The sequence below is a fragment of the Rheinheimera mesophila genome (genome assembly GCF_000986865.1).
GTDB lineage: Bacteria > Pseudomonadota > Gammaproteobacteria > Enterobacterales > Alteromonadaceae > Pararheinheimera > Pararheinheimera mesophila.
Genome location: NZ_LAVS01000002.1, coordinates 18,122 through 44,632 on the forward strand (window position 1 = coordinate 18,122; position 26,511 = coordinate 44,632).

A 26,511-nucleotide genomic window follows, 5' to 3' on the forward strand; every position below is an offset into this window, starting at 1 on the left:
ATTTATATTTTTTTAATTTGCTCTGTCCAAGATTTAAATCTGCTGCTAGTTTTTTATCAGTATTATCATTTACCCGTGTTCATTGATGTCCAGGGCGTACCATGTTGCCGTGGACATGCTAAGGAGAGTGTTGTCGATGCGTAAGAACCTGCCTGTCACCGAAAAAGAACGGACTTTTCCGAAAGAACAGCAACTAATTTCCTCCACTGATATCAAGGGCACAATTTTGCATTGTAACGATGCTTTTGTCTCAATCAGTGGTTTCAGCAGAGAAGAGCTGGTGGGTAAACCCCATAATATAGTGCGGCATCCAGATATGCCAGAAGCGGCTTTTAAAACCATGTGGAGTTATTTACAGCAAGGCAAACCCTGGATGGGACTGGTGAAAAACCGCTGTAAAAATGGCGATTATTACTGGGTGAATGCCTATGTGACCCCAGTGACTGAGCACGGCCGGGTTGTGGGGTATGAGTCGGTACGCACTGTGCCCAGCCGGGAGCAAATAGCGCATGCTGAGCAGTTGTACAAAGCTATTAACACCGGGAAAAAGACCGAGAACGCAGCATCGGATTTGGCGGCGGATTTACGCTGGGCATTGATCCCTCTGTTGGCGGTGATGGCGTCTTTTGTATTATGGTGGGCAATTGGACCTGTTGCTGCAGCCGTCGCTTTTATTGTTACGGCCTTATTAAGTTACATCTTAGGTGTGTATCGTTTGAAACAGTCGTTAAATGGGTTGGTGGAGTTGTTACCTACTCCTTTTACGGATCCGCTGGCGGTTGCCTCTTATGCCAAACATCAGGGGCGGTTAGGCCAGTTGGAAGTGGCGTTGTTGGCTGAGTCGGCCCATTTAAATACAGTCCTCACCCGGATTGAAGACGCCTCCACTAAAGTTGCAGTGCAGGCGGAACAGGTGAGGCATTTATCTGTTGATGCCGCCGACAGTATTCGCAAGCAGCAAATACAAACAGAGCAGGTCGCCACAGCGATGAATGAGATGACCACCACTATCGCAGAAGTGTCGTCTCATGTGCAGGATACCGCGACTAAAGCCGATGATGCCGATGCTTTAGCACGTTCAGGTTCAGCCGTTGCAGGGCAAACCCGGGGGGCCATACAACAACTGCAAAAAACCGTCAATGATATTAGTCAGTCTGTGGCTGATTTAGCGGAGCAAACCAATAAGATAGTGGGCGCGGCGCAAATTATTGAGCAAATCGCAGAACAAACCAACTTACTGGCACTGAATGCGGCTATCGAAGCCGCGCGGGCTGGTGATCAGGGCCGGGGCTTTGCTGTGGTCGCAGATGAGGTGCGACAACTGGCCTCCCGTACTACGGCATCGACCAAAGAGATTTACGAGATTATTCAACAATTGTCAGCGAAAGCTAAAGCCTCTGTACTGGTTGCGGAAAATGGCCGTAAGGATGCTGAATTGGGGGTAACTCAGGTGGCTGAAGCAGAAAAGGCGCTTGAAGGCATCAGTGTTGCCGTCAGCAGTATTGCCGCTATGGCAGGACAAATGGCGGCTGCGGTAGAAGAGCAGGCGCATGTGGCTGAGGATATTAATCAGCAGATTGTCAGCATCTCTGATCTGGCAGGCAAGTCGTTACATCAGGGCACAGCGGTCAGCGAGAGTGGCAAAGATTTACAGAATACCTCAGAGCAGTTGCATGAACTGGTGGAGCGTTTCCGTAAAGTCTGAGTTGTGACCACAGACTAAGGTCGCAGCCGCGACTTTAGTCTTCAAACACTGAAATGGCCTGCAGTTGTTTAAAGTCAGTGATGCCGGCCACTACCTTCAGAATACCGTCCTGTACCAAAGTACGCATACCCTCTGTGATGGCTTGCTGCTGTATCTGTTCGATACTGGCTTTATGATAAATCAGTTGCCGTACTTTGGCGGTGACAGGCAATAATTCATGCACACCCACCCGACCTTTGTAGCCTGTCTGATCGCAGTTCTGACAGCCTTTGGCTTTATACAAGGTCAGTGGGTTTTTTAGTTCAAGTTCGGACGCAAAACCAAGACCATAGTGTCGTTGCAGATAGTCTTGCTCTGCGCGATCGGGCTGATAAGCTGCTTTGCATCTTGTACATAAAGTACGGATCAGCCGCTGTGCCAGAATACCAATGCAGGCGTCCGCGAAATTTATCGGGTCAATGCCGATATCAATCAGACGGGTAATGGTTTCAGGCGCTGAATTGGTATGCAAAGTGGATAACACCAGATGCCCGGTTAAAGAGGCTTCAATCCCAGCGTGTGCCGTTTCTTTATCACGCATTTCCCCGATCAGAATAATATCAGGGTCAGCCCTTAAAAAAGCCCGTAACGCGACCGCAAAGGTTAAGCCGGATTTATTGTTCATCTGAACCTGTTGCAGCCCTGGTTGGGTAATTTCCACCGGGTCTTCTGCTGTCCAAATCTTTTTATCCGGCGTATTCAACTGGCCTAAAATAGCATGCAAAGTGGTGGTTTTACCTGATCCTGTTGGACCCACAACCAATAGCACACCGTGAGGGTGTTTGATCATCTGTGACATCATCTGATAATTACGTGGACTCAGTTGTAACTTATCGAAGGGCAAGGCTTCACCACTGGCTAAAATCCGCATCACCACGCCTTCACCAAAGACTGTAGGCAAAGTGGCCACCCTCACTTCTATGATGTTATTCGCCAATTTGATACTGAATTTACCATCCTGCGGTAAACGTTTTTCCGCTATATCCAGTCTGGCCATAATTTTGATGCGGGAGACTACGGCTGGCATAAAAGCTGGCGGAATTTGGATCAGCTCACGACACTCACCATCAACGCGTAAACGTACCCGACAGGAGCTTTTGGCTTTGCCGGATTCAATATGAATATCAGAGGCGTTGAGGCGCTGGGCATCCATTAAAATCCGGTTGACCAGCTTTACCACCACAGGAGTGTCTTCAGATATTCCCTCGTCTTGTGGCTGAAAACTCTCCAGTTTGAGGTCATCGTCAGCCTCGTTTAACAGATCTCCCAGTTCAGTTAAGTTGTTGTCTTGGTGGCCTGTAATGTAACGGTCAATATCATCAGGTAGGGCGACATGAATATCGTAGTTTAATAAGCCTGTGGCCCGCTCGACTTCCATCAGGGTATCAGCCTGATTTGGATTGGTCAGCACTATGATGGCTTTGCCGGATTGATCGTCGAGGATCACCAGATGATTTTTCAGCAGATAAGAGCGATTCAGTTTGTTGTTTAATGCATGTAGCTGGTATTTGTCAGGTTCAAAGCCGATAAAGCTGACCTGATAAAAGGCTTCCAGCGACAGGCCTAACTGCTCTTTACTGATGTGGTAGTCCGTGATGAGTTTATTCACTTGAGCAGTAAAATCCTGTGGGGGCTGATTTAACTGCTGTAATTGACTGGCTGAGAGTAAATTGCGGTGATGTAGATCATCAAAAGGTCCGCGGGTTGCTCCTAATTCATAACGAAATTTCTGCCCCAGTACTTGCGCCAGTTGGGTGGCTTTGTCGAGGTCGTCCTGACTAAAAGCGACCGCTGCTTTGGCATTGATCAGTTGGATCACACCCAACAATACGTTTTGTTCGGTAATAGGCACAGCTAACACTGAGCGGGTACGAAAACCTGATTTCTGATCAAACTGGCGGGCGAAACTCAACTTAGGGTGAATACTCTGAAGTTCTTTTTCATCATAGGCGTCTTTAATCAGCACTGATTTTTTACTTAAAGCCACATAACCTGCGATGGACTGTGGACCTATAGGTACCCGGATTTCTGTCAGCTCAGAGCCGGTTTTAAACCGCGAATAAATGTCCTGACTGTGATAACTGCGCTGATAAATAGTGATTCGTTCGGCGCAAAATAGCTGCAGTATCTCTGCTTCCAGTTCAGGAAATATATCCAGAAAACGTTCAGAGTTGTGGATGGACTGAAACAGTTCTAACAATTTCTGATAAAAGGTCATATAGCCCCTGCAGCAGACTGTGGCTGCGCAAACCAGCAAAAAGCTTGTTGTCAGTCTAGCACAGGGGATAAGTTTTGCTGTGAGCTTACTAAGCTAAGTGATTGATCTACTGGGCAGATGCGGCGCAAAGCCCAGGTTGTTTTATCCTATAAGTCTGCAGCACGTAACCAGGACCTGACTGTTTCAACTGATACAACACACCATAGTCGTGTTCGCTGATTGCCGGAGCCGGGCTCAGGCCTAATAGTTGGATCAGTGCAGGTGTTGTATTGCTGTGTCCAACCACCAGTACGGTGTTGTCCTGCTGCAGAATGGTTGTCGCAAGGGGCGCTAAATCTGCGGCGTTATAAGAGCGTAATGTTGCCGCGGATTGCGTGCGCTTCACCTGTTGTGCGGTTTGTCGGGTGCGTTGATAGTCAGTGTGGTAGATGTCGGACAACGAAGCCGGTAGCAGTGCAGCCATCGCCTCAGCTTGTGCCAGACCACAGGGACTCAATGGCGGATCCTGGTCTGCTGATTTAAGTTTTTCAGCATGGCGTACCAGATAAATCTCGGCTGGGGCGGCATTCGCAGTCAACAGCCAAGAGGCCGTGAGTATGGCTACAGCAGAAGCTGCTACTATCTTGAGCAAAGTGGGCCTCCTGTGACTACTGCGTGATCTGAGCAAACTGCCTACCGAGCATGCCAGATCCAGTTCAGCTCTACCAGCAACGGCTGAAAAGAAAGGTTCACGGCGCAGCTTTTATTTTTTACACTAGGCTTTTGTTTCGTTCCGGATGGTTTGCAGTGGAACCTGTATTCACTTTTTTGAGTTCATATCCCGAAGCGATAAAAGCTCAGGTGCAATCTCTTGTGGCACAAGGGCGTTTGGCTGAGGTGCTGGCCAAGCGTTACCCTGAACCCTTACATGAGATTCAGAATGACAAAAGCCTGTATCAGTTTACTCAGGAGCTGAAACAACGTTTTGTTAAATCCAGCCCGCCGGTCAGTAAAGTCTGTTTTGACAGCAAAATTCATCTGGATAACAGCTTAGGTTTGCATAGTTTTGTCAGCAGGGTGCAAGGCGGAAAACTAAAAGCCAAACAGGAAATTCGTATTTCTGCTTTATTTAAACAACTGCCTTTTCCTCTGTTAAAGATGGTGGTTGTGCATGAATTGGCGCACTTACGCGAAAAAGATCACAACAAAGCCTTTTATCAATTGTGTCAGCATATGGAACCCCAGTATCATCAACTGGAGTTTGATTTACGCCTGTTTTTAACCTTAAGACTGCTGGAAGGGAAAGCTTTATGAGCGCTGGGGATGCCGTCTTTGTTTACGGGTTATTGACCTTACCTGAAGTGGTACATGCCATTACGGGTCAGCGCTATAGCATGCGGCCAGCCAGTCTGGCTGATTACAAAAGCTACGGCTTAAGTCAGCAACCGGGAGATACGCCAGTCCCAGCGTTAACCGACTGTCCCGGACATCTGCAGCATGGACAAGTGTTGTTGGATGTTTTAGCGCCGGAGCTGGATAAGCTGGACTTTTTTGAAGAGCTGGATTCAGGCTTGTATCTGCGCCAAAAGGTCAGAGTTCAGTCGCAAGGAGTATGGCTGGATGCCTGGTGTTATACCGCTGGGCCGGCTTTACTGCCTTATCTGGCTGGCGAGTGGTCTTTGCAGCAGGTGAGCGAACAACAGAAAAAGTATTTGATTACGCAGTTGATACCGTCGATGTTAACGACTTATCATAACTTACATGGCCGTTGCGGCACAAAAGCAAAGGCATCCCCTTTGTCTGAGGACTAACATATTGAAATTAATCCAATTACTGGTGGGCGCATTCTTCGTCCTTTCCCCCCAGTTACTGGCGGCTAACGTTGATGAACTGGCTACCAATTTTGACTGGCATTTTCGCCAGACACTGAAAAAGAACAATATTCCGGGCGCTGCCTACGCTATTGTCAAAGACAACAGAGTGGTAAAAGTAGGGGCTTATGGCGTGCGGTCGGTTGGTACCAAAGCGAATATTGATGCTTACACTGTGTTCCGGTTGGCGTCGGTCTCTAAAACCTTTTCGGGTCAATTGTCCTCTTTGCTGGTGCATCAGGGCCGTTTTCAGTGGGATGATCCTGTCACCCGTTATGTGCCATCTTTTTCATTTAAAAGTCCACGACATACCGGCGCGTTAAAAGTAGAGCATTTGTTATCCCAAAGTGCAGGTTTAGTGCCAAATACCTATGACGATTTAATTGAAGCTAATCAGACACCTGCACAAATTTTGCCCAAATTCCGTTATTTAAATCCTCGTTGTGCACCGGGCAAATGTTATGGCTATCAGAATGTTTTGTTTAGTCTGATCCGGCCCGTGATGGAAAAAACCACCGGCAGCAGCTTTGAAAGTCTGATGGAACAGAAACTGTTTAAACCCTTAAAAATGCCAACAGCTTCTGTGGGCTATTCAGCCTTTTTAGCGTCGAAAAATCGTGCTATGCCGCATATCAGGGTAAAACGCGGCTGGGCTGAAACGAAGGTGAATCCGAGCTATTACAGAGTCAGTCCGGCTGCTGGAGTGAACGCCAGCGTGATGGATATGAGCCAGTGGTTAATCGCGCAGTTAGGCCATTATCCGGCCGTGTTGAGTCCTGCTATGTTACAGGATGTGCGCACCAAAAGAGTAAAAGTCGCTGATGATTTGGGGGGCCGTACCTGGGGCCAGTATGTCACCACTTCGCATTATGGTTTAGGTGTACGTATCTTTAATTTTGGCGGCCATGAAATGTACTACCACGGTGGTTGGGTGAAAGGCTATCGCACCGAAATGGCCTACTCGAAACAAAAAGGCGTCGGTCTTGTGGTCTTGATCAATGCTGAAACCAATCTGGTTGGCGATTTGTCTACCTGGTTCTGGTCGAATCTACTGGCTGTCAAACCGCAGAAAAAGAAACGTCTTGCAGCACAGATGCAACAGGAGTGGCAACTGGAGATGGATGAAGAGGTGGAGTGGCAGGCTCCGCTGCTGGCAGACTGATTCTGGACAGATACAAAGCACTGCTATACTCATTTTGGTGAAATGTTAGTGGCCCGCAGAAAAGGATAGATGCCCGATATGTCGATGGGAACCATAAGTCAGTCTTCGTACAGTAAAACCGTAAAAACTATCCTGAGCAAAATTCATGATGCCACCGCACTGAATGATTCAGTTTATGAGGTGGCTACTGATTATTTCCGCCATGCCAGGCAGCAAGAGGAAAAACTGCAACAATTACAGTTACAAGTCAGGAAGCTGGAAAGCAAGTCAGACCCCTCTTCGACTGAGCAAAAGCAACTGGCTGAAGCCCAGTCCGCTTTGAAACTTTATGTTCGCATGTTGGATGACAGTCGTTTGGAACGCTACAGAGCGTTAAAAGCCCTATGTCTGCAAGTGTTGCAACTGACAGAAGGTGAGAGCTTTGAAGAGACGGTCCAGATGTCTTCCAAGTTTTTGGGCACTATCCAGTTGTTGGCTCCCAGCAATGGCAAGTATGTCGCGGCTGTAAATCAAAAGTTTAAGCATTTATACAAAGGCATTTTAAGTTTGCGCCTGCTCGACCGTCTGCTGCTGGATGATGAGTTAAACAATAACTACGTGCAGGCCAAAGTGCGGGCTGCTAAAGAGCGTTTGGATAATCCGGATGCCGCTTATAAAGCCGACTATTCGCCTTTTCGTGACGATGTGCAACTGCCATTATTAATGGCTGCTATCTTGCAGGACATTGGTACTTACCATCCCGACGCTCTGGCTATTCTGAAAGGGCCGGATGGTGATTTGGACGAGTTTCGGGTGCTGGATGATGAGAGTCGGGTGGCACTGTTAAAAATTAACTATCAGGAAACCCTGAGCTACGTTACCAAAGGACTGGCTTGTGATCGTTATGTGGGAAATTCAAAAGAAGAGCGGGAGCTGTTTAATCAGAACGAGCAGGATAAGCTGAACTTTGTATACACTCTGCTGAAAAACGCTATTAAGCCAGAGGGCGGAGTGGGTAACCTGCTGAAAATCCCTCAAATTTATACCTCAGTGGTGTTATCGACCAAGTTAAATCACAGTTATGAGTCGTTACCCAAAGCTGCGCTGGTACTGCAAAGTGGGGTTGAGCGGGGGTATTACCACAAAGCCGCCGTGGATGCGCTGATCAAAATCACCGGCCTGTTTCCACAAGGTTATGGGGTGACTTATATTCCAAAAGATTCCGACAAACGCGATTTGGACAGATACGAATATGCGCTGGTGGTGTCTTTGTATCCGCCAGCGACAGATATGCCGATATGCAGAGTGGTGACCCGCAGTATGACCTTTAGCAATACTGGCACTAATGTGGTGGTCAGTGTGGACAATAATCTGTATTTTCCAACGGCACGCAAAAAGCTGGAAAAAATGAGCGAAGAGCGGCTGCTGGAAATACTGAGTAAACTGGTGTCCAATTTCGAAGAACGCAAAAATATGGAGTTAATTCCTAAATGCTGGTTTCCTGATGAGTATTTCTCCTACAGTAAAAACCAGAATTTGTGGAACAAAGTGACCACTATTCAGAACTGATGCTCCTGCAGTGTCAACCTACATAAAAAAGCCCGGCTGGGTTGCCGGGCGAAAAACAGCGGTTCAGGGAGATGAATCAAAACCGCTTGCGCTAGAACACATGGTGGCATCAATCTTCGCAGTGACTGCAATTCTGCAGCCTTGATGCCGATAAAAACCTACCTAACTCAATGGACCATCATTTCTGCTATTGGTTCAGGACTAAGCTTGGCTTGACTGGTGCCCAGCATAAAGCCACAGCCCGCGCAAAGATAATGCTTTAACTAAATAGCCCCTATCGATTTATCTGATAAGGCTGTAACGAGCACAGCTCGATTTTATGTTTAAGTCATTAATTTTAAACATGAAAATTAATGTTCGCCTCATTCCCAATTCGATTGGAGTCTGGACAGTGCTGTTGTTTAAAAATGATGCGGATAAGTAAAAATTTTGTTGGAATATGCAGGTTGACATTACCTTTCATCGGTATTATTTTTCCTGTACCTTATTTTCTTACTGAAAATAAGGAGTGTATATCCAAAAATAAGGAAATTTTGATGATGAAATATCTGTCTAAGTTGTTATTTGTATTCGTTGCTTTGTGGGGAACTCAAGCTGAAGCGAATGTTTGTTTAGACTATGACAGCAATGGTAATACGGCGTGTAACCAAAATTATGTTTACGATAAACTCACTGTTTATTTTAAAGATGCCTATGGTGTAGAGCAGAAGTTTTTTGCTAAACGAATTGTTCAGAAAAGTAATTCGGCTTTGCTGCATGTAGATTACGATTTTGTGGTGAACTGTATCACTAACTGCTCTGATAACACCGCAGTGATGAACAGATATTTATGGGATTGGAAAAACGCTATAGGTACAGATTCGCTTTATACCAAGCAAAGAGCCTGTGATCCGAACTATGAGTCATGTTGCACAAGACTAACATGTTATGAAGTAAACGCAGAGCCAGGAATTGGTGGTACCCCTCTATCACCAGAGCACGCAACTGAAACGAATGCTCTTGATGTCTCAACCCAAAGCGCCTCAACTACAGATAAAAAATTGACTAAGTGGGACGCTATTACTGGGATTTTTGCGAACAGCATAGCATTAGCCAAAGAAGGTAAAGAAGTAGCACCTAAATTGAAGTCTAATGAGACTACACCTACCTCTATAGTTATGGTGAAAGAGACCGATACATTAGATACAGTGTGTTACATCAATGCGGAATCAAAATGTGAAAAGCTTGAAGGTAGTGTGTTAGATACAGAAACCTATCTTGAAGCAGAACTAAGACATAATTTAGGTCCTGACTTCAATAACTCTCTAAATAACTTTTTATATGACAATTATCTGCGTAATAGGCCCATGTCATGCTCACAAAGAATGAGTTGTTCAAAAAACACTTGCACTATTGTTCTTACGTGTAGCCCTTACTGATTCTTAACTCTATGTCAAAAGGCCTGATTAACTCAGGCTTTTTTGTACAGATCCAGATAAAAATTCAGGCTGATTGTCGGTGAACTGGCGGCAAACAGCCGTTTTTGTTCTGGCTTGAATTTCCAGGCCAAAGGGGTCATCTCCAGCAGGTTCGCGATCATGTCCGCCGGTAAGTCCGTCAGTTGCAGTTTGAGTTCCTGCCGCTGCTGATGCGCAAAACCCAAAATGGCTTCAACCTGATCGCTGTGTAAACGCACTGAATGGTAAACCTGCTGTTTAATTTCCAGTAGATGCTCTGGTGCAGGAGTCACGGTCAGCAGCAGTCCATCCGTTTTTAATACCCTCGCCAGTTCTTGCGGTTCGCAAGGTGCACAAAGCTTTAAAGCAGCATCAAAGCTCTGATCGGCAAAAGGCAGATGCCAGGCGCTGGCGACACAAAATTTGATAGCAGGGTAGCTTTTAGCGGCTTTTTTGATAGCTGTTTTGGCAATATCCACACCATACAGTCTTAGTTCTTTGTCTGCCAAAGCCTGCATTAGCCTGTTGCTGTAATAGCCTTCACCACAGCCGAGATCGAGCACCACACTCTGTTGTGGTAGCACTGCGGCAAAACACTGATTCACTGCCTCAGACAACGGCTGGTAATAACCTGCATTTAAAAAGTCACGACGGCTTTGCATCATCAATGGTGAGTCGCCCGGTACTTTGGAATTTTTTTGTTGTACCGGTAATAAGTGCAGATAGCCTTCTTTGGCCAGATCAAAACTATGGTTTGACGCACAAACAAAGCTGTTTTGCTGATGGATCAGGCTGAGTTGGCAAAGCGGGCAACGGTACATCCGGCGGTCTCCTCTCAATTTAATTGCAGCAGGTCCCAGCGGGTGCCGTACAAGTCTTCAAACACAGCCACAGTGCCGTAAGCTTCTTGGCGTGGTGTTTCGAGAAACTTTATCCCTTGTTGTTGCATCCTTTGGTGATCACGCCAGAAATCATCTGTATTTAAAAACAAAAACACCCGGCCGCCAGATTGATGACCAATCTGTTGTTTTTGTTGTTCGTTACTGGCTTTGGCCAATAAAATTGCGGTCTCTACAGCACCTTTGGGCCTTACTACCACCCATCTTTTTTCACCTTGCGGACTATCCTCCAGCAAGTCAAAACCAAGTTTTTGGGTATAAAACTCTATCGCCTCATCATAGTCTGCGACCAACAGACTTATCAGACCTACATATTGTTTCATCATGTCTACCAGGGTGCAGACTAAAAAGTGCCGCTATGCTACCGGGCCAGCGCCCCGGATGCCAGCAAATAGTGGTAGTTAGCAGGCCTTTCGCTGGGCACAGCAACAACAGCATTGGTATACTGCCAGTTTTACCGGATGAAGATGGAGAAAATATGTCTGACTCAGAACTTGAACTCTGGACTTTAGATGAGTTGTGCGATCACGCCTTTGCTATTTTTGAAGAGTTAGCAGAAGAGAATTTATCTGCAGAAGATTATGCGTTGTACCAACAACATGCAGCAACTGCTGCTTACGTGGATTTAGTGCCGGCGTCGGAAGACTGGGTGGATATCATTGCTATGGATATTGACCCTGAATTGCATGTAGAGGCTCATATTGGTCTTGCTGAGGTCAATCATGTTGCAGAAATTGTGCTTGCCAGAATTTTGCTGAGTAAAGAGAAGTTTGAAACTTTGTGTCATGCCCGTTGGCGTGGACAAGAGTAAATCGGGCATAAAAGTAGCCAAGCCTCGGATTTCATATCATTTTTTCGGTTTTTTTGTTTGCCTCTGACTATCTTGCGCCTACACTAAAGGACAGTCAGTGGCTGGATCCCGGATCAGAGAAAAACGAGGCAAAGGTTTGAGTCTTACCCGATTTGATTTTAGTAAGTTATTTGATCTCAATGTGTTAGTGATTGAGTCTGATCCTGCGTCTGGTCATCAGTTAAAACAAATTCTGACCAGCCTTGGCATCAAAAAGCTGGAGCTTAGCCGCACACCTCAGACACTGTTCAGCGGCGAAGGGGCAGCGGCTTATGATCTGATTTTTCTGGATTATGACGCCGAGCCTTCGTTAGCTGGTGCCGATCTGATTGAGTTATTGTTGCACAAACACATCGTTAGTCCTTTGTGCCGTCTGGTGGTGTTATCAAGCGCGTCAGAGCGACAAAAATACGCGGTTGATTACCCTTTTCATCAGGTTGATTTTCTCGACAGACCCTGTAACAAATTCCATATCGACGAGCAGTTAAAGTTGCATGTCCGTTTGCAGCCCTTTATGACTCAGATCTTGCCTCTGGTGCATAAACGTCGATATGTCGACGCTTTTAAGCTGATTGGTGAGCTGCAACAAAAAGCCGGTGCTGACACACCTGTTGTGCTGTTGCAGCTCAAAGCACAACTGTTGCTAGAGCTTGGTGTGTGCGACGCCGCTTCCGCGTTAATTAAAGCAGCTTGTGCTAAACAACAACACTGGGCTTTGTGGTTGCAATTCCTACTCGATTACGAACAGGGGGAACTGGAGTCTTGTCGTCATTTTTTAGCAAGCCACAGTGAAGAATTACTGGCCTATCAGGAACGAAAGGAAGTCTGGCAAATTTATCTTGCGCTTCAAAACGAAGATTATACGGCGGCTTATGATGTGGCCACGAAATTTCCCGCGGCTGGCATGTCTACCCAGATCACACAACTGGTCCAACTGGTGATGATGCTGTCAGGGAAAGCGGAGCAGGCGATTGAACTGATAGAACGCAAAAGACGCCTTGCCAGCAGCGGTTATCAGTTCTGTGCTTTGACTGTAAGCTTGTGCAAGTTGTTGGTGTTATTCATGGCGCAGCCCGCGGCGGAACCACAGGCTGCACAGCTTCAACCTCTGCTGCAACAATGCTTCCGCCAACTGATTGCGGACAAAGAGGCCAGTCAGTTTGCGGCTGATATCATCTGGCTGCAGGGCAGTCTGCTCGCGCAGACTGATGGCAAAGAGGCCGCTATCACCTTTTTGGAAAAACAAAAACAACATCTGTCCGCAATGCAGATGTCTGTATCCAGCCAATGTCATGGTGCCAGCCTGATGGCCAGTCTTGGCAAAATAAATGCAGCTTTCGATTTAATCTATCTGGCGAATAAAGCCTTAAACCTCATGCCACACAGCATACACAAAGTCTATGCTGCCTGTGTGCATCAGCAGACCTTGTATGGGATTTATCCGCCAGCAGACCGTGGACAAATTTACGCTGACATGGGCTTGCGGCATGAAAAAGAGGCTGAACTGCGCCCTGCGGCTCAAATGTATTATCAGGCGTATCTGGCTGAACCCGGCTATGTGGCTCATCAGGAACATTTAGCCAGGCTGCTCAACCAGTTAAAGCTGAGCAAGTTTAAAACCTTTGTGCTGGACGAGTTTAACCAGCGTTAGCTGCCGGATTAAAGCTTTGCTCCAGGACCAGAGCAAGACGCACAGCCGCTTGCTGCAGACGCTGCTCCAGTGCTGGCAGATGCTGTTGCTGATATGCCTTGTCTATCAACATACCAGGCTTATAGCCCTGATAAATCAGTTTCACCAGCATCACGGACTCATTGGCCCAGTCTAATACACTGGCATTTTGCCACTCTTGTTGTTTGGCCCTGAGCGCCTGATACAAGGCCTGTTGTTTTGTTTCCTGCTGGTAAGAGGCGGCTTCCAGAAGTCTGCTGTCCCAGACGCCATGTAAATTGGACGGCTCGCCTTCGAAATACACCGCCGTTTTATTCCCACCTAAATCATCAGCATAACCTGCATGCAACGGCTGATGTAAGTCGGCAATAAAATGACCGACAAAAAGCAACGCCTCCAGTTGAGCTTTTGACGGGGCAAAAGGCGTCAGTTTGAGCCGCTGCTGTTCAATCGCAGACAAGACACAACCTTCGGCAGGACAGTGCTGCATGGTCAGTGTGGTATCAGTGCGCTGAATATTGACGTAGTGCCAGACTTTGGTGTGCTGATATTCCGGTAACGAACGTACCTGATCCGGCCAGGAACAGGCTTTGCTAAACTCTTTTTGTTCATGCAATTGCATCAGTTGCTGCACTTTTTGCTGGCTGACCGGGCTTAACAACTGATAAGCCATAGAGCAGACCATCTGATGACCTAACTCACCAAAAGCGAACAAAGGGCTACAAAATAACGCCAGAGCTAACACCAGACTACGCATAAAGTATGTCCTTATTCATCTACAAGTTGAGTGACTTGCCAGTGGGCTGCCGGGCTTTGGGACAGTAGCGGCGACAATTCTTTTAAACAGTTCTCCATATCCTGTTTCAGGGTATAGGGCGGGTTGATCACCAGCATACCGCTGCCTGTCATGCCAAAACCTTCAGCGTCTGGCAGTGGGCAATATTCTATCCGTAACTGGTTACGGATTTGTGTATCGACAATCGCATCAATAAAACTCTCGACGGCCTTGCGTTCGATCACCGGATACCAAATAGCGTAGGTGCCTTGCGGAAAACGTTGTATCGCCTGCTGCAGACCTTTGATCAGATCCTGATATTCGGTTTTTAACTCATAAGGCGGGTCAATCAGCACCAGACCCCGTTTGGCTAAAGGCGGTAACATAGCGCGTATGCCCGCCCAGGCATCCATTTTTTCAATACGGCAGTGTTTACGACGCTGAAACTGACTGGCCAGGATCGGATAATCGCCAGGGTGGAGCTCCGTTGCCTGAATGCTGTCTGTTGCCCGGCAAAGTAAATCGGCAATTTTAGGCGAGCCCGGATAAAAAGCTAAATCCTCACCCTGGTTCAGCCGTCGAACTGCGTCGACATAAGCTTTAATCTCGGCATTGTCGCCTGTGTAGTTCCAGACTTTGCCTATGCCTGTCTGATATTCCGCTGTTTTTTGCGCTTGTTCACTCTGCAGACTGTATAAACCGGCGCCAGCATGAGTATCGTGATAGCAAAAAGGTTTCTCTTTGCGTTTTAAGTAATTCAGGATACACACCTGCACCAGATGTTTAATCACATCAGCGTGATTGCCTGCATGGTAACTGTGACGATAACTCAGCATAAACCCACTCTGTAGAAACTCTGTTCGCGTTGATAGCGGATGAAAAGCGCAAGCATACTGCGCCAGAGCAGAAAGGCAAGTATTCTGTGAACCAGAAGTTGTTTGGGCTTCTGCACCGGGCGGTGGTAAAATCTTTTCTATTCGCGATACTGCACCTACAGGACCTCCCTTGAATCGTAAAACTCCGGCACCATTGCATAAAAAAACGCAAACTGAGCTGCAAAAACCCTGGACTAAAACAAAACCAGCATCGGCCAAAACGGCTGAAATAAGAACTGCGGCGCCTAAAACGGTGTCGGCCAAAGTGCTGAAACAAAACCGACAGGAAGAAGCCAAAATTTATGGTGAAAATGCCTGCCGCGTGGCGTTTTTGCAGCGTCCTGAAGCTTTGGTCCGTTTGTATTTAAGCGAGCAAATGGCGCCTAAGTTTGCCGATCTGATGAAATATCTGGCAGCCCATAAAAAAGCTTACCATGTGGTGTCTGAAGCTGAACTGGAAAAAGTAGCAGGCAGTCAGCATCACGGTGGTGTGGTGTTGTTGGCCAAACGCAAAGCTGTGCTGTCTCTGGCCAGCTATTTAACCCACAACAGCCGTAAAAAGCAGGATTGTTTACTGGCGTTGGATGGTGTGGGTAATCCACATAATTTAGGTGCTATAGCCCGTAGCTGTGCTCATTTTGGCATCAGTGGCATAGTGATGAAAGATCCGGAGTTGCTGGCGCATGGCGCTGCAGCCCGCACTGCCGAGGGTGGTGTTGAGTTTGTCGAAGGCTTAAGTTGTGACAATCTGCCATTGGCATTGCAGCTGTGTAAACAGGCAGGTTATACCCTGGTGACTACCTCAAGCCATGGCGGCGTTTCGCTGTACGGCAGCCAGTTACCAGCCAAAGTGGTGATTGTCTTTGGGGAAGAGATGTTTGGTGTGTCTCAGTCTGTGGCTAAATCTGCCGATATCGCCTTACAAATTCCAGGCACGGGCAAAGTGGAGTCGTTAAACGTCAGCGTGGCAGCCAGTTTGATTTTGGGCGAATGGTATCGTCAGCAGCAGTAAATTGGCAAAAGCGCCTGAGCTTAAGGCGGACATCTGCTCAGGGCATTAACCGGAGAAAAGTGCCCAGAGCAGGAGCCGTTTTGAGCGTTAAATAGGGGCCTGTCGCCAGAATCAAACTCAGGCAAATAAAACTGAGTAAAAATCCGCTAAAGCCTTGTTTGTTCTTGTCCATCGTCTTCGTCTCCGTTTCAGTCTGGGCGCCATTTTGCTGTAGCTGGTGGCCGTTGTTTGCGAAAAAGTGATAAGCGGCGATTGAAGGGGACAGAAGGTGATGCTCGTGTTGCTCTTTGCTACAGCAGTCTGGTCTTGTGTTTTTCCCGCTTTATTGGTTTGATAGCCTTAACTATGTGGGAAAGGTGAGCTCAGGATGAAACAAGGGGTGTGGTTGGCGGTATTTTTTAGTGTATTGATCTGGTCTGGTATTGAACCAAAGGATCCATTTACCTGGTTTCTTGAGGTGTTACCTGCCTTGATTGGTTTGCTGGTATTGGCTGTGACAAAAAGTCGTTTTCCGTTAACCCCTTTGTTGTATGGCCTTATTTTACTGCACTGCATTATTTTGATGGTGGGCGGCCATTACACTTATGCCGAAGTGCCGCTGTTTGATTGGATCCGTGACTGGACCGGAGGCGACCGTAATAATTACGACAAAGTAGGGCATTTTGCGCAGGGTTTTATCCCGGTGATCATTTGCCGTGAACTGATTTTACGCAAAGGTTTAATTTTTGGTCAAAGCTGGCAGTGTTTCTTTAGTATTTGTTTCTGTTTAGCCTTCAGCGCTTTTTACGAATTGATTGAATGGTGGGTTGCTCTGTTGTCCGGTGAAGATGCAGCCGCCTTTTTAGGCACTCAGGGTTATGTCTGGGATACCCAGTCGGATATGGCCTGGGCTTTAACTGGCGCTTTAATCGGCTGGTTTACGCTCAAAACTTTACATGATCAACAATTGCGGCAATTGCGCGCAAACGCGGACAAAGGCCAGAGCTGATCCAGCGCTGGCCTTATGGCCTTTAGTCTTTATCTAAGCTGACAGGACCGTTGATCTGCTCCATGTTCAGTTCACCTGAGCCATCGTCCAGCAAGCTAAAACCACCGGCTTGTTGCACGCGGATATCACCTGAGCCGTCACTGACGCTCACCATGCCCTTGACCTGCCGAATATCAACACCACCAGAGCCATCTTCCACCAGAACAGTGCCTGCAACCTGCTGAATAAACAAATCCCCCGAGCCATCTTCGACGCTCAGGTTACCCGTTAGCTGTGTCAGACTGGCATTGCCTGAACCATCTTCCAGCACCAGGTTATTGCCCCCTTGCAGAGTTAGATTACCAGAGCCATCTTCAATCACCAGATCGGCGCTGAGGCCTTCAATCTGGATGTCACCTGAGCCATCTTGCAGAGTTAAAGCCAGTTCTGCCGGTACTTTGACAATCAGGTCGGCATAAGCTGATGAGCCGGTGCAAATACCTGTGCACGGCCCTCCAATCGCTTTCAGCACAGCGGCAGAGCCTTGCTTTTCCAGAGATAAAGTAAAGGGTCTGTCTTCGCTGGAATATAGATCCGCACTGACTTCAATCTGGTTTAGCCCTTTGACACCAATAATCTTTAAATCGCCTGCTTCGGTTTCAGCTTTTAATTCAGTTAAACCAGCAGCATTTAACTGTAACTGGCGCTCTTCATGGTTCAGATCTTCTGCGGCAGCACTATGACCTAGGTGGATCACACAGGCACTGAGCAATAATGTGGGCAGACAGACCGCGATTAATTTTTTCATGATAAATCCTTAAAAATCTCCCTTGATACTGCAGTTAGTCTGCCTGTTGGCTCTGGGAATTGCAAAAGAATGGATGGCCTTAAAGTTGTTCAAAAACAATGCCTTATAAATTGTTACTCTTTGTGTTTAGACGGTTCAGCCGGGTTAGCTGGCTTTTTGATAACGCGACCAGAGCAACAACACCCGCTCTACGTAGACCTGAGTTTCAGTATAGGGTGGAATGCCCTGATGTTTGTCCACAGCGCCAGGCCCGGCGTTATAAGCGGCCATTGCCAGTTTGATATCGCCTTTATAACGTTGCAGTAAAGAGGATAAATAGGATGCACCGCCCTGAATATTTTGCTGTTGGTGCCAGACATTGGTGACTCCCACTTCAGTGGCTGTATCCGGCATCAGTTGCATTAAACCTGCGGCGCCACTTTTGGATAACGCTTTGGGGTTAAAGGCCGACTCAGCATGGATCACTGCTCTTAGTAACGCCGGGTCCAACTGATATTCTGTGGCTGCTCTGCTGATTTCCTGTTGATACTGTTGCAAAAACAAAGGGGTCGTATGCCAGTTCTCAGTACTGTATGAACTGCAGGCAAAACAATCAAAACGAAGCCGCTGATAAGGCCGGTCTTTTGGTGCTCTGTCAGAAAAGGCGGTGATCCCGTTGGCTTGCTGGTAACGATACACGGGCGGTTCTGCTGCTGAGGCTGTTGTGATCAGTAGGAAAAAAACACAGGCTGTCAGGGCTTTAGCTGCTTGAAGTTTCAATTTATGCCCCCACCTTGTATTGAGTCTATCAAGCATAGTCATTCTTTAGCGTGGTGTGAGCCTGACCAGTAAGGAACAACGGGAGTTCAGAACCTGTTCTTTTTTGTGTTGTCATACTGAGGTTCTGAATTAAAGCGGATAAATAGATAAATAGTCCAGCTTTTCAATCACAAAAACAGATTAACTTTATAGATTTAATTCGTTATCTCAAATCGTGTGGAACAGGTATTCTTTGTGCCATCGAAGCGAGTTCAATTTTAGTAATCAACCAACATGGAGTAAGACAATGTCTTCAATTATCAACAGCACTATCAAGCCATTTAAAGCGACTGCCTTCCATCACGGTAAATTTGTTCCAGTCACTGAACAAGACCTGTTAGGCAAATGGTCAGTCGTTGTATTCTACCCAGCTGACTTCACGTTCGTCTGCCCAACTGAATTAGGCGATCTGGCTGATTTCTATCCTAAGTTCCAGGAAATCGGTGTTGAAGTGTACTCAGTGTCTACTGACACACACTTCACTCACAAAGCGTGGCACGATGCTTCTGAAACTATCAAGAAAATTAACTACCCGATGATCGGTGACCCAACAGGCACTATCACTCGCAACTTCGGTGTGATGATCGAGGAAGAAGGTTTAGCCTTACGTGGTACTTTCGTGATCAACCCACAAGGCGAAATCAAAGTTGCTGAAATTCACGACTTAGGTATCGGCCGCAGCGCTGCAGAACTGTTCCGTAAAGTTCAGGCTGCACAATACGTTGCGAACCACGACGGTGAAGTATGTCCAGCTAAATGGACTCCGGGTGAAGCGACTTTAGCTCCATCTTTAGACCTGGTTGGTAAGATCTAAGTCTGTTACAAGACAGCGAGGGCTGATCCTCAGCCCTCTGTTTTCAAACGAATTGTTAAGTTTTGCTCACCAGACTGTTCTGGTACGGCGAAGCTTTGTCCAAAAGGGCAGTGGCAATCCACCTCAGGGTGGCCGTGACTGTGGCTATAAGAAAGGGGCCAAATATGTTAGATACCAATTTAAAGAACCAATTAAAAACCTATTTGCAAAACCTGAAAAGCCCGGTGGAGCTGATAGTGGCGTTAGACGGCAGTGATAAAGCGGCCGAGTTAAAAAGTCTGGCTGAAGATATTGCCAGTTTAAGTTCGCTGATCCAGTTAAAACACGAGACAGACCCTGCGGTGATGAAGCCATCTATGCTGGTACGCTCCACTGCAAAAAATACGCAAATTCGGTTTGCTGGTGTGCCTATGGGCCACGAGTTTACCTCGCTTGTTTTGGCGTTGCTGCATTCAGGCGGCCATACCATCAAAGAAGAAGCTGCTGTGCTGGAGCAAATTGCCGCATTGCAGGGGGAATTTAACTTTGAAATTTTTGTGTCCTTAAGCTGTCAGACATGTCCTGAAGTTGTTCAGGCACTGAATTTAATGGCTGCGGTGAATCCAGCGATCAAAACCACGATGATCGATGGTGCTGTGTTCCAGGACGAAGTCAGCAAACGTAACATCATGGCAGTGCCGACTGTGTATTTAAACGGTCAGCAGTTCTCTCAGGGCGCTATTACGCTGACTAATATTCTGAATAAAATCGACACAGGTGCGGCGGCACGTCAGGCCGAAGCGCTGAAAAACAAAGACACCTTTGACATGCTGATCGTCGGTGGTGGCCCGGCGGGTTCTGCTGCTGCCATTTATGCTGCCCGTAAAGGTCTGAATACCGGCGTTATTGCTGAACGTTTTGGTGGTCAGGTGGCGGATACTGTTGGCATTGAGAACTTTATTTCTGTCAAAGAAACCGAAGGTCCAAAACTGGTTGCTAACTTAGAGTCGCACGTTCGTCATTACGAAGTCGATATTATGAATAGCCAAAAAGCAGTGAAGTTGAATAAAAATGAGTTGTTCGAAGTCACGCTTGAAAACGGTGCTGTGCTGAAAAGTAAAAGCGTGGTGTTATCTACTGGCGCACGCTGGAGAGAGATGAACGTACCGGGTGAAAAAGAATACCGCGGTAAAGGGGTAGCCTATTGCCCACACTGTGACGGCCCTTTATTTAAAGGTAAGAGAGTGGCAGTGATTGGTGGCGGTAACTCAGGTATTGAGGCAGCGATAGATCTGGCAGGTATAGTGCAGCACGTGACAGTACTGGAGTTTGACAGCAAGCTGCGTGCAGATGCGGTACTGATTAAAAAAGCTGAGTCTATGGGCAACATCACTATTATCACGCAAGCACAAACCACTGAAGTGCTGGGTGATGGTCAGCGTGTGGTTGGGCTGAAGTACACAGACCGTACCAATGGTGAAAGCAAAACTGTAGAACTGGCTGGTATCTTTGTCCAGATTGGTTTAGTGCCGAATACCGAGTGGTTAAGGGGCGCGGTGGAACTAACCCCACGGGGCGAGATTATGGTCGACAGCCATGGCCAAACCTCATTAAAAGGTGTGTTTGCAGCCGGTGATGCCACCAATACTCCGTACAAGCAAATCATTATTGCAATGGGCAGTGGCGCCACAGCAGCCTTGGGGGCCTTCGATTATCTGATCCGTAACTAACAGCACAGAGCGCGGAAAAAACCACTTCATCGTGAAGTGGTTTTTTTATGCTTGTAAAATAACCAGGATTTAGGTTAAATAAGATGTTTTTAAAATAGATACAACAGGATGTTGGTATGTTACATCAGGGAAAGCTAAAAGATTGGAGTTCCACCCAAGGCCGCGGTTTTATTCAGCGTGATAAAGCCGGGCCTGATATCAGTATCAGCAGCAGCGGTTTTCGAAAAAAACCTGCAGTGCTGAACGATGGCGATAGTATTTTTTTTCAGATTGAAGTCGACTCCGACGGTAAGCTGCGGGCGGTAGCTGCCTACAAAGCAGGGCAGCATTTTGCGCCGGCTCCGGAATTAAAAAAGCCGACTCTTTTGTCTTTGCCTATGCAGCGTTTATTGTCGGTTTTAGTGACTTTGTCTATTCTGGCCTGGCTAGGTTACCAGTCGTTGTATTTGTTCAGAGCCGAGGCCTCTTTGCCTGCGGTAGCCTTGCAGCAGAGCTCTGAACTGCCCAATCCCACTGTTTTAGCCGACAATCCGGTGTGGCCGCCGGTGCTGCCCCGCTCTGATGTTGAATTTCAATGCGAAGGCAAGCGCTATTGCTCTGAAATGCGCTCTTGCGAAGAGGCAAAGTTTTATTTGAACAACTGCCCAGATGTGATGCTTGACGGCAATAAAGACGGTGTCCCGTGCGAGCGGCAACACTGTGGCCGCGGTGATTTTTAGCGCTTAGCTGATCTGACGTTTTTCAAATAAGCTTTTGCTGTAGCCCACGGCAAAGTAAATCATCAGACTGTGAAACACCATCACGGCAGCGTAAGTTAAGGCCGCTTCAGTGAAGTGTTCAATTGCGATAATGCCAGTGGGGCTGCTGAAGGTTAACGCAGCCTGGATCAGTGCATCGCTGAGGATCAGTGCATAAATCACCTGTTGATTTTGCTCCGCAGTAAAGGCTGCATTTTGCTTTTTACTGTACTGGTACACCAGAAACACTGTCAGTGCCGGAAGCAGTAGTACGTCCTGAACAAAGCCTAATTTAATGGCCGAAAAGTAGTTCGCCAAAGCTAAGGCCAGCAAAACCAGGAGCTGAATAGCAAAAAATCGGCTGATGATAAAAGGCAACATGGATCACACCTGCACAACAGAAAGAATACCAGCTTAAAGTATTGTGGATAAAATGGCGCTTCGACTTAAGTCTAAGCTGCTGCGGACGTTTACTGCGCAGCAGTTGCTGCAATCACCACCTGATTCCGGCCATTGTGTTTGGCCTGATACAAAGCCACATCAGCGCTTTGCAACCAGCTTTCCCAATCATGGGCATGCTGCACTGTGGCGATACCGATAGAGGTGGTCAGTGCTGAGCCATCCGGCAAGGCCAACTGATGCCAAACGGCATGCCGGATTTTCTCTGCTAAACGATGTAAATCGGCCAGTTGAATGTCTTTGATCAGCAATACAAACTCCTCGCCGCCATAACGAAATACCGAGTCCTGCTGACGGATCATTTGCTTTAACAATGGCACCAGTTGACTCAGAATTTGATCGCCAGCGTGATGACCAAAATTGTCATTGATCCGTTTGAAATGATCCAAATCCAGCAGCATTAAACCACTGACTACCGCTTTATGCTGATATTGCTCAATAGCACTGCTTAACTCGTCGGTCAGCGAATGCCGGGTTGCAGCTCCGGTTAACGGATCTGTCGTTGCCAAACGCCTCAGTTCCTGCCGTTGCAGATGGGTGCGATAAGCAAAGATGTAAGCAAAAATACTGGTGACTAAAGTGGTGGTGATAAAGGCCAGTAACTGAAAATTGGTACTGAAGATTGTGGAGTGCTCGGAGAAGTGCAGTGAGACAATAGCGCAAACCATCAGTAACAACAGCAATAAGGCCTTGATGGGCGCCACCAAAAAAAAGATAAAGACCATCAGAGGATAAATCCAGAACAGTACATCCTGCCCCAGTTTCATGCATACCAGCACAGCACCAAAACAAAATACGCTGGCCATTAAAAAACCAGGCTTCTCTGTGTCGCCAGTGCGCCATGCCATCCAGACCGAAGCCGTGCTGACCGCTATCATCAGCAAATCTACAATACCCACCAGATAGCTTGCTGTTGCAATACGGTACAACGCATATGGCAATAAAGTACAACTGGCAATCAAACCCACCAGAGTAATCATTAACAAATGGAAATCATGCTTCAGGCGTTGTAACAAAATGTACCTCTGGCGTCGCGATACTGACGAATGGCTTTACTCTGACAAAGAAAGCAGATGAAAACAACCTTATTGTTTTCTCTGCTTTTTTTCGGTTCTGAACCGCACCAGGCCGTCAGCGTTTAAAACGCGCCGCCAGTTGTTGTAAAGCGTGCAATTGCTGCACTATCAAGCCCTGGATCCGTTCATCTATCAGTGTGTTGTCCGCATCGAAGGTGTTGGCAAAGGCATTACAAAAAACTTCTGGCTTGTTCACCAGATGCAAATCCAGAAACACACACACCTGACGTAAATGATACTGCGCTCTTGAGGTACCCATACCACCGCCAGAACCAAGAATAGCGGCCACTTTACCTGCCATTAAAGCGTTGCTGGCTTCACGCGACGCCCAATCCAGTGCATTTTTCAGCGCCGGAGCTATAGAGTAATTGTATTCAGGGCAGGCCAATAAAAAAGCATCAGCTTTGGCAAATTGAGCCAGCAGACGCTCTAAAGCGGCGGGTTTAGTGAGCAGATCCGAGTTGTAAAAAGGTACATCAGTCAGATCTGCCAGTTCAATCTGCATGCCTTCTGGTGCATGAGCTATTGCATACTCCAATAAAGCTTTGTTGGTGGATTTCGCTCTTAAGCTGCCGCACAGAGCCAGTACTTTTAGTCCGGACATGAGATTCTCCTTGGTGTGAGTTTGCACTCTACACTAAGGCTGAATCGGATAGATGACAACCTGATTTAAAACAAATCCGGATTTAAAAAGGGGATCATCGCCAGAATCAAGGCCTGGTGGTACACAGAGCTGCGGCTGAGTTTGTTTTGAGTCAGCAAGCCGATAGCGCCGCCTTTTTGTTTGATATTGTTTTGCTCGAACATAGTGTCCATCACATCCCCCAGTTCTTTGCCTTGTTGCAGTTGCACTAAGGCGGCAGGTGGCAACATTAAACTGGCAGAGCGGGCTTTGCCAATCTTGCCCTGATGTTCTATCACCATCCAGGCAAAAGTAAAATCACCATCTAATCCGGCTTCAATAGCAACCCGATAATCGGCTTCAAGCTTTGCCAGTTCTGCCACGCGGTTTATCGCACCCAATAAGGTTTCATCACTGCTCATCGGCTGATCTGCTACACCACTGGGTACAGCGATCCCTTGTACATCCAGTGCCTGATCAGGAAAAACCTCGGCAAAAGCTGAAGCCACAGCTTTGATTTTTGCCGGATTGGCGGAAGCTACTTTTATGACTAACATCAGCACCTCTGTTTATCAAACGCTCAGATACAACAAAGGCGGCCACAGCCGCCTTTATATTCAGTATGCAGTATTAACCTGCTAAACCGACGTATACATGTTGTACGTCATCATCGGCGTCTATGGCTTCCAAAAAGGCTTCCACTTCAGCGCGGGCGGCGTCATCCAGCGTCACAGGGTTGTTTGGACGATAAACCAGTCTGGCTGAGGTGACATTAAAACCAAAAGCCGGTAAGGCTTTGCTGACAGCGTCCAGGTCGGTAGGTTCCGTCAGGAAGATGCAATCACCTTCTTCGCCTTCTTCAAAGTCCTGAGCACCAGCTTCAATAGCGGCTACTTCCAGATCAGCGTCCGGCGTGACCGCATGGGCTACAATTTCACCTAAATATTTAAAGTCCCAGGACACAGAACCTGAACTGCCTAACTGACCTTTGCGGAACAGTACACGGATACTCTGAGCTGAACGGTTTTTGTTGTCTGTTAAACATTCAACAATCACCGGTACCTGATGCGGGGCAAAACCTTCATACACCACAGTTTCATAGTTGGCCGGGCCATCCAGTAAACCTGCACCTTTTTTGATAGCACGCTCCAGTGTGTCCTTCGGCATCGAGGCTTTTTTCGCTGCTTCTACCGCAACACGTAATTTGGAGTTCATATCCGGGTCGGCGCCATTACGGGCTGCCACCATGATTTCTTTCGCTAATTTAGTAAAAATACGGCCTTTGGCAGCCGATGCGTCGGCTTTATGTTTGGCTTTCCATTGAGCACCCATTGCTTCTCTCTCGTATCTGTATCAGTAAAAATTAATGCGGGTGACCACAGTCATGGTCACAATCTTCGCCGTGTTCATCATCAAAATCGTCATCGCCGTCCTGATGTTGCATCACGCCCCAGCCATCGTTATGGCCACCAAATTTTTTGGCAAACTTATCCAGTTCAGCTTCACGTGCTGTAATGGCTGCATGCTCTGGCACCATGGTCTGATTGACGATCAGCTCCCACTGTTCCAGATCATTAAAGTGCAGCTCTACCTCACCCTGTTGTTCAGATGCAACTAAAGCAGCCATGGCTTTTTCAGCCTGATCTTTGTTTTTAAATACCAGATAAAAATCTATGGCCAGAGGCTCAGTTAAATCTATTCCGGCGTCCATTAAGGCACGCAGCATATCGCCATTGCCGTCATCAGGAAATTGCATGGTCCGCTCTCCACATCAGGTTAATAGGCCGACCCGGTAGGCCCAGTGCGGCAAGTGGCCGGATTATAGCAATATTTTCTGGCGTCTGGGTATGGCAATCTGGTGTTGAACTTGACCCCTCCGACAGATAGTTGCAGACTCAGCTTTTCATCACGTGCAAAATTTTAAAAATGAAAATACTCTGGTTTCTGTTGTTGGGTCTCAGTGCCCCCTTGTCGGCTTGTGTGCATGCCAGTCATGGCGTTCACGGCATGGTGGTGTTGCAGGTAGATCATCAGTTGATTGCCTCTCATCTGCCTTTGCCTTTTGGCAAACATGCCCATCAGATTGTGCTTCAGATCAGCGCTGAACTGCCCGCCGAGATCCGGTTGGCATTGCAGCAAAAAAATTTAGTGACACTGGAGCCGGAAGCTTTTGCGCTGCAAGATTTGCAGCAAGGTAAGCTGACAAGTTTTAATGCCAAACTCTATCTTGGTCATTTTGAGCGTGGTGGTCAGGCACTGGGAGACGTGAAGGTGTCAGTGCAGCGAAAACTACTGGATCAAGCTGTAGGTTCAGTGTCCGCGCGGCATCAGCCTTATCGTATTGCTTTGCCTGGCGGCGAACTGCTGGTCAATCCGATCAAAGGCGAGGGCGATGTGGATGAAATTTCATATCAGGCAAAAGGCAAGGCAGTTGAGCCTTTGTATTTTGAACGTGCTGACTTTGCACCTCAAGCGAAGTAACT

The 26,511-nt window shown here is 47.3% G+C and carries 28 protein-coding genes; 14 read left to right on the forward strand and 14 right to left on the reverse strand.

Annotated elements, in window-relative coordinates; all coding sequences use genetic code 11:
* The first annotated feature begins 136 nt into the window (after positions 1-136).
* Complete coding sequence (locus SD53_RS01380; RefSeq protein WP_046518426.1) at positions 137-1,705, forward strand: methyl-accepting chemotaxis protein; 1,569 nt, start codon at positions 137-139, stop codon at positions 1,703-1,705.
* Positions 1,706-1,739: 34 nt separating this feature from the next.
* Here the strand turns inward: SD53_RS01380 and SD53_RS01385 are convergent, their stop codons facing one another.
* Together SD53_RS01385 and SD53_RS01390 are read right to left on the reverse strand one after the other, a co-directional pair.
* Entirely contained in the window at positions 1,740-3,962 is a 2,223-nt protein-coding gene (locus SD53_RS01385) for a GspE/PulE family protein (protein ID WP_046518427.1), read from the reverse strand.
* Positions 3,963-4,068: 106 nt separating this feature from the next.
* Positions 4,069-4,593 (reverse strand): SixA phosphatase family protein, encoded by a 525-nt coding sequence (locus tag SD53_RS01390; RefSeq protein ID WP_052749207.1) that lies wholly within the window; start codon positions 4,591-4,593, stop codon positions 4,069-4,071.
* 221 nt (positions 4,594-4,814) lie between these two features.
* On the opposite strand from SD53_RS01390, the gene SD53_RS01395 reads away from it, so the two are divergent.
* The 5 genes from SD53_RS01395 to SD53_RS01415 all read left to right on the forward strand — a co-directional run bounded on the left by SD53_RS01395 (position 4,815) and on the right by SD53_RS01415 (position 9,940).
* Positions 4,815-5,255, forward strand: coding sequence for a M48 metallopeptidase family protein (locus SD53_RS01395; RefSeq protein ID WP_241481733.1), 441 nt, complete (start codon positions 4,815-4,817; stop codon positions 5,253-5,255).
* Positions 5,252-5,752, forward strand: coding sequence for a gamma-glutamylcyclotransferase family protein (locus tag SD53_RS01400; protein ID WP_046518428.1), 501 nt, complete (start codon positions 5,252-5,254; stop codon positions 5,750-5,752). The genes SD53_RS01395 and SD53_RS01400 overlap by 4 nt, the downstream gene beginning before the upstream one ends.
* 4 nt (positions 5,753-5,756) lie before the next feature.
* The gene (locus SD53_RS01405; protein WP_052749208.1) at positions 5,757-6,974 is read left to right on the forward strand and encodes a serine hydrolase domain-containing protein; all 1,218 of its coding nucleotides are present in this window, start codon (positions 5,757-5,759) and stop codon (positions 6,972-6,974) included.
* Between the two features lie 78 nt (positions 6,975-7,052).
* Positions 7,053-8,522: a hypothetical protein gene (locus tag SD53_RS01410; RefSeq protein WP_046518430.1), complete on the forward strand. Its 1,470-nt coding sequence runs from the start codon at positions 7,053-7,055 to the stop codon at positions 8,520-8,522.
* Positions 8,523-9,058: 536 nt separating this feature from the next.
* Positions 9,059-9,940: a hypothetical protein gene (locus SD53_RS01415; RefSeq protein WP_046518431.1), complete on the forward strand. Its 882-nt coding sequence runs from the start codon at positions 9,059-9,061 to the stop codon at positions 9,938-9,940.
* A 32-nt stretch (positions 9,941-9,972) separates the two neighbouring features.
* Here SD53_RS01415 and rlmA read toward each other — a convergent pair whose 3' ends face one another.
* Both rlmA and SD53_RS01425 read right to left on the reverse strand, forming a co-directional pair.
* The gene (rlmA, locus tag SD53_RS01420) at positions 9,973-10,779 is read right to left on the reverse strand and encodes a 23S rRNA (guanine(745)-N(1))-methyltransferase (protein WP_046518432.1); all 807 of its coding nucleotides are present in this window, start codon (positions 10,777-10,779) and stop codon (positions 9,973-9,975) included.
* A 14-nt stretch (positions 10,780-10,793) separates the two neighbouring features.
* The gene (locus tag SD53_RS01425) at positions 10,794-11,180 is read right to left on the reverse strand and encodes a VOC family protein (RefSeq protein ID WP_046518433.1); all 387 of its coding nucleotides are present in this window, start codon (positions 11,178-11,180) and stop codon (positions 10,794-10,796) included.
* 155 nt (positions 11,181-11,335) lie between these two features.
* Between SD53_RS01425 and SD53_RS01430 the strand changes: the two genes are divergently transcribed.
* A complete protein-coding gene (locus tag SD53_RS01430) occupies positions 11,336-11,668 on the forward strand; it encodes a DUF440 family protein (RefSeq protein WP_046518548.1) in 333 nt (110 codons plus the stop codon).
* 136 nt (positions 11,669-11,804) lie between these two features.
* Positions 11,805-13,358 (forward strand): response regulator, encoded by a 1,554-nt coding sequence (locus SD53_RS01435; protein WP_125060971.1) that lies wholly within the window; start codon positions 11,805-11,807, stop codon positions 13,356-13,358.
* On the opposite strand, the gene SD53_RS01440 is transcribed toward SD53_RS01435, so the two are convergent.
* A complete protein-coding gene (locus tag SD53_RS01440) occupies positions 13,345-14,133 on the reverse strand; it encodes a S1/P1 nuclease (RefSeq protein WP_046518435.1) in 789 nt (262 codons plus the stop codon). The genes SD53_RS01435 and SD53_RS01440 overlap by 14 nt on opposite strands.
* An 11-nt stretch (positions 14,134-14,144) precedes the next feature.
* The gene (locus SD53_RS01445) at positions 14,145-14,987 is read right to left on the reverse strand and encodes a 23S rRNA (adenine(2030)-N(6))-methyltransferase RlmJ (RefSeq protein WP_046518436.1); all 843 of its coding nucleotides are present in this window, start codon (positions 14,985-14,987) and stop codon (positions 14,145-14,147) included.
* 169 nt (positions 14,988-15,156) lie between these two features.
* Between SD53_RS01445 and SD53_RS01450 the strand changes: the two genes are divergently transcribed.
* Positions 15,157-16,038 (forward strand): tRNA/rRNA methyltransferase, encoded by an 882-nt coding sequence (locus SD53_RS01450; protein WP_046518437.1) that lies wholly within the window; start codon positions 15,157-15,159, stop codon positions 16,036-16,038.
* Positions 16,039-16,405: 367 nt separating this feature from the next.
* Positions 16,406-17,026, forward strand: coding sequence for a DUF2238 domain-containing protein (locus tag SD53_RS01455; RefSeq protein ID WP_046518438.1), 621 nt, complete (start codon positions 16,406-16,408; stop codon positions 17,024-17,026).
* Positions 17,027-17,048: 22 nt separating this feature from the next.
* On the opposite strand, the gene SD53_RS01460 is transcribed toward SD53_RS01455, so the two are convergent.
* Together SD53_RS01460 and SD53_RS01465 are read right to left on the reverse strand one after the other, a co-directional pair.
* Positions 17,049-17,813, reverse strand: coding sequence for a DUF4097 family beta strand repeat-containing protein (locus tag SD53_RS01460; RefSeq protein WP_046518439.1), 765 nt, complete (start codon positions 17,811-17,813; stop codon positions 17,049-17,051).
* 144 nt (positions 17,814-17,957) lie between these two features.
* Positions 17,958-18,572 (reverse strand): lytic transglycosylase domain-containing protein, encoded by a 615-nt coding sequence (locus tag SD53_RS01465; RefSeq protein WP_241481734.1) that lies wholly within the window; start codon positions 18,570-18,572, stop codon positions 17,958-17,960.
* 286 nt (positions 18,573-18,858) lie between these two features.
* On the opposite strand from SD53_RS01465, the gene ahpC reads away from it, so the two are divergent.
* From ahpC to SD53_RS01480, 3 genes are all read left to right on the forward strand, one after another.
* Positions 18,859-19,425, forward strand: coding sequence for an alkyl hydroperoxide reductase subunit C (gene ahpC, locus SD53_RS01470; RefSeq protein WP_046518441.1), 567 nt, complete (start codon positions 18,859-18,861; stop codon positions 19,423-19,425).
* Between the two features lie 164 nt (positions 19,426-19,589).
* Entirely contained in the window at positions 19,590-21,134 is a 1,545-nt protein-coding gene (gene ahpF / locus SD53_RS01475) for an alkyl hydroperoxide reductase subunit F (protein ID WP_046518442.1), read from the forward strand.
* 116 nt (positions 21,135-21,250) lie between these two features.
* Entirely contained in the window at positions 21,251-21,853 is a 603-nt protein-coding gene (locus SD53_RS01480; protein WP_046518443.1) for an excalibur calcium-binding domain-containing protein, read from the forward strand.
* A gap of 3 nt (positions 21,854-21,856) precedes the next feature.
* Here the strand turns inward: SD53_RS01480 and SD53_RS01485 are convergent, their stop codons facing one another.
* The 6 genes from SD53_RS01485 to SD53_RS01510 form a co-directional block, all read right to left on the reverse strand.
* The gene (locus SD53_RS01485; RefSeq protein WP_046518444.1) at positions 21,857-22,252 is read right to left on the reverse strand and encodes a hypothetical protein; all 396 of its coding nucleotides are present in this window, start codon (positions 22,250-22,252) and stop codon (positions 21,857-21,859) included.
* Positions 22,253-22,341: 89 nt separating this feature from the next.
* Entirely contained in the window at positions 22,342-23,310 is a 969-nt protein-coding gene (locus SD53_RS01490; protein WP_241481738.1) for a GGDEF domain-containing protein, read from the reverse strand.
* Positions 23,311-23,461: 151 nt separating this feature from the next.
* On the reverse strand, positions 23,462-24,010 hold the full coding sequence (locus tag SD53_RS01495; RefSeq protein ID WP_046518446.1) for an NADPH-dependent FMN reductase: 549 nt from the start codon (positions 24,008-24,010) through the stop codon (positions 23,462-23,464).
* A gap of 65 nt (positions 24,011-24,075) precedes the next feature.
* Entirely contained in the window at positions 24,076-24,585 is a 510-nt protein-coding gene (gene yjjX / locus SD53_RS01500) for an inosine/xanthosine triphosphatase (RefSeq protein WP_046518447.1), read from the reverse strand.
* A 73-nt stretch (positions 24,586-24,658) separates the two neighbouring features.
* Positions 24,659-25,360, reverse strand: coding sequence for a YebC/PmpR family DNA-binding transcriptional regulator (locus SD53_RS01505; protein ID WP_046518448.1), 702 nt, complete (start codon positions 25,358-25,360; stop codon positions 24,659-24,661).
* A gap of 31 nt (positions 25,361-25,391) precedes the next feature.
* Positions 25,392-25,784, reverse strand: coding sequence for a ribonuclease E inhibitor RraB (locus SD53_RS01510; protein WP_046518449.1), 393 nt, complete (start codon positions 25,782-25,784; stop codon positions 25,392-25,394).
* A 170-nt stretch (positions 25,785-25,954) separates the two neighbouring features.
* On the opposite strand from SD53_RS01510, the gene SD53_RS01515 reads away from it, so the two are divergent.
* Positions 25,955-26,509, forward strand: a complete 555-nt coding sequence (locus tag SD53_RS01515) for a hypothetical protein (RefSeq protein WP_046518450.1) — start codon at positions 25,955-25,957, stop codon at positions 26,507-26,509.
* Positions 26,510-26,511: the final 2 nt, after the last annotated feature.

Excerpts from the sequence above, each read along its gene's own strand:
- SD53_RS01515 (WP_046518450.1), top strand. The coding sequence starts at position 25,955 with ATGAAAATACTCTGGTTTCTGTTGTTGGGTCTCAGTGCCCCCTTGTCG.
- SD53_RS01380 (WP_046518426.1), top strand. The coding sequence starts at position 137 with ATGCGTAAGAACCTGCCTGTCACCGAAAAAGAACGGACTTTTCCGAAA.
- yjjX (WP_046518447.1), bottom strand. The coding sequence starts at position 24,585 with ATGTTAGTCATAAAAGTAGCTTCCGCCAATCCGGCAAAAATCAAAGCT.
- SD53_RS01385 (WP_046518427.1), bottom strand. The coding sequence starts at position 3,962 with ATGACCTTTTATCAGAAATTGTTAGAACTGTTTCAGTCCATCCACAAC.
- SD53_RS01445 (WP_046518436.1), bottom strand. The coding sequence starts at position 14,987 with ATGCTGAGTTATCGTCACAGTTACCATGCAGGCAATCACGCTGATGTG.
- SD53_RS01480 (WP_046518443.1), top strand. The coding sequence starts at position 21,251 with ATGTTACATCAGGGAAAGCTAAAAGATTGGAGTTCCACCCAAGGCCGC.
- ahpC (WP_046518441.1), top strand. The coding sequence starts at position 18,859 with ATGTCTTCAATTATCAACAGCACTATCAAGCCATTTAAAGCGACTGCC.
- SD53_RS01415 (WP_046518431.1), top strand. The coding sequence starts at position 9,059 with ATGATGAAATATCTGTCTAAGTTGTTATTTGTATTCGTTGCTTTGTGG.
- SD53_RS01510 (WP_046518449.1), bottom strand. The coding sequence starts at position 25,784 with ATGCAATTTCCTGATGACGGCAATGGCGATATGCTGCGTGCCTTAATG.
- SD53_RS01505 (WP_046518448.1), bottom strand. The coding sequence starts at position 25,360 with ATGGGTGCTCAATGGAAAGCCAAACATAAAGCCGACGCATCGGCTGCC.
- SD53_RS01460 (WP_046518439.1), bottom strand. The coding sequence starts at position 17,813 with ATGAAAAAATTAATCGCGGTCTGTCTGCCCACATTATTGCTCAGTGCC.
- SD53_RS01425 (WP_046518433.1), bottom strand. The coding sequence starts at position 11,180 with ATGAAACAATATGTAGGTCTGATAAGTCTGTTGGTCGCAGACTATGAT.
- SD53_RS01400 (WP_046518428.1), top strand. The coding sequence starts at position 5,252 with ATGAGCGCTGGGGATGCCGTCTTTGTTTACGGGTTATTGACCTTACCT.
- ahpF (WP_046518442.1), top strand. The coding sequence starts at position 19,590 with ATGTTAGATACCAATTTAAAGAACCAATTAAAAACCTATTTGCAAAAC.
- rlmA (WP_046518432.1), bottom strand. The coding sequence starts at position 10,779 with ATGTACCGTTGCCCGCTTTGCCAACTCAGCCTGATCCATCAGCAAAAC.
- SD53_RS01495 (WP_046518446.1), bottom strand. The coding sequence starts at position 24,010 with ATGTCCGGACTAAAAGTACTGGCTCTGTGCGGCAGCTTAAGAGCGAAA.
- SD53_RS01430 (WP_046518548.1), top strand. The coding sequence starts at position 11,336 with ATGTCTGACTCAGAACTTGAACTCTGGACTTTAGATGAGTTGTGCGAT.
- SD53_RS01455 (WP_046518438.1), top strand. The coding sequence starts at position 16,406 with ATGAAACAAGGGGTGTGGTTGGCGGTATTTTTTAGTGTATTGATCTGG.
- SD53_RS01485 (WP_046518444.1), bottom strand. The coding sequence starts at position 22,252 with ATGTTGCCTTTTATCATCAGCCGATTTTTTGCTATTCAGCTCCTGGTT.
- SD53_RS01410 (WP_046518430.1), top strand. The coding sequence starts at position 7,053 with ATGTCGATGGGAACCATAAGTCAGTCTTCGTACAGTAAAACCGTAAAA.
- SD53_RS01440 (WP_046518435.1), bottom strand. The coding sequence starts at position 14,133 with ATGCGTAGTCTGGTGTTAGCTCTGGCGTTATTTTGTAGCCCTTTGTTC.
- SD53_RS01490 (WP_241481738.1), bottom strand. The coding sequence starts at position 23,310 with ATGATTACTCTGGTGGGTTTGATTGCCAGTTGTACTTTATTGCCATAT.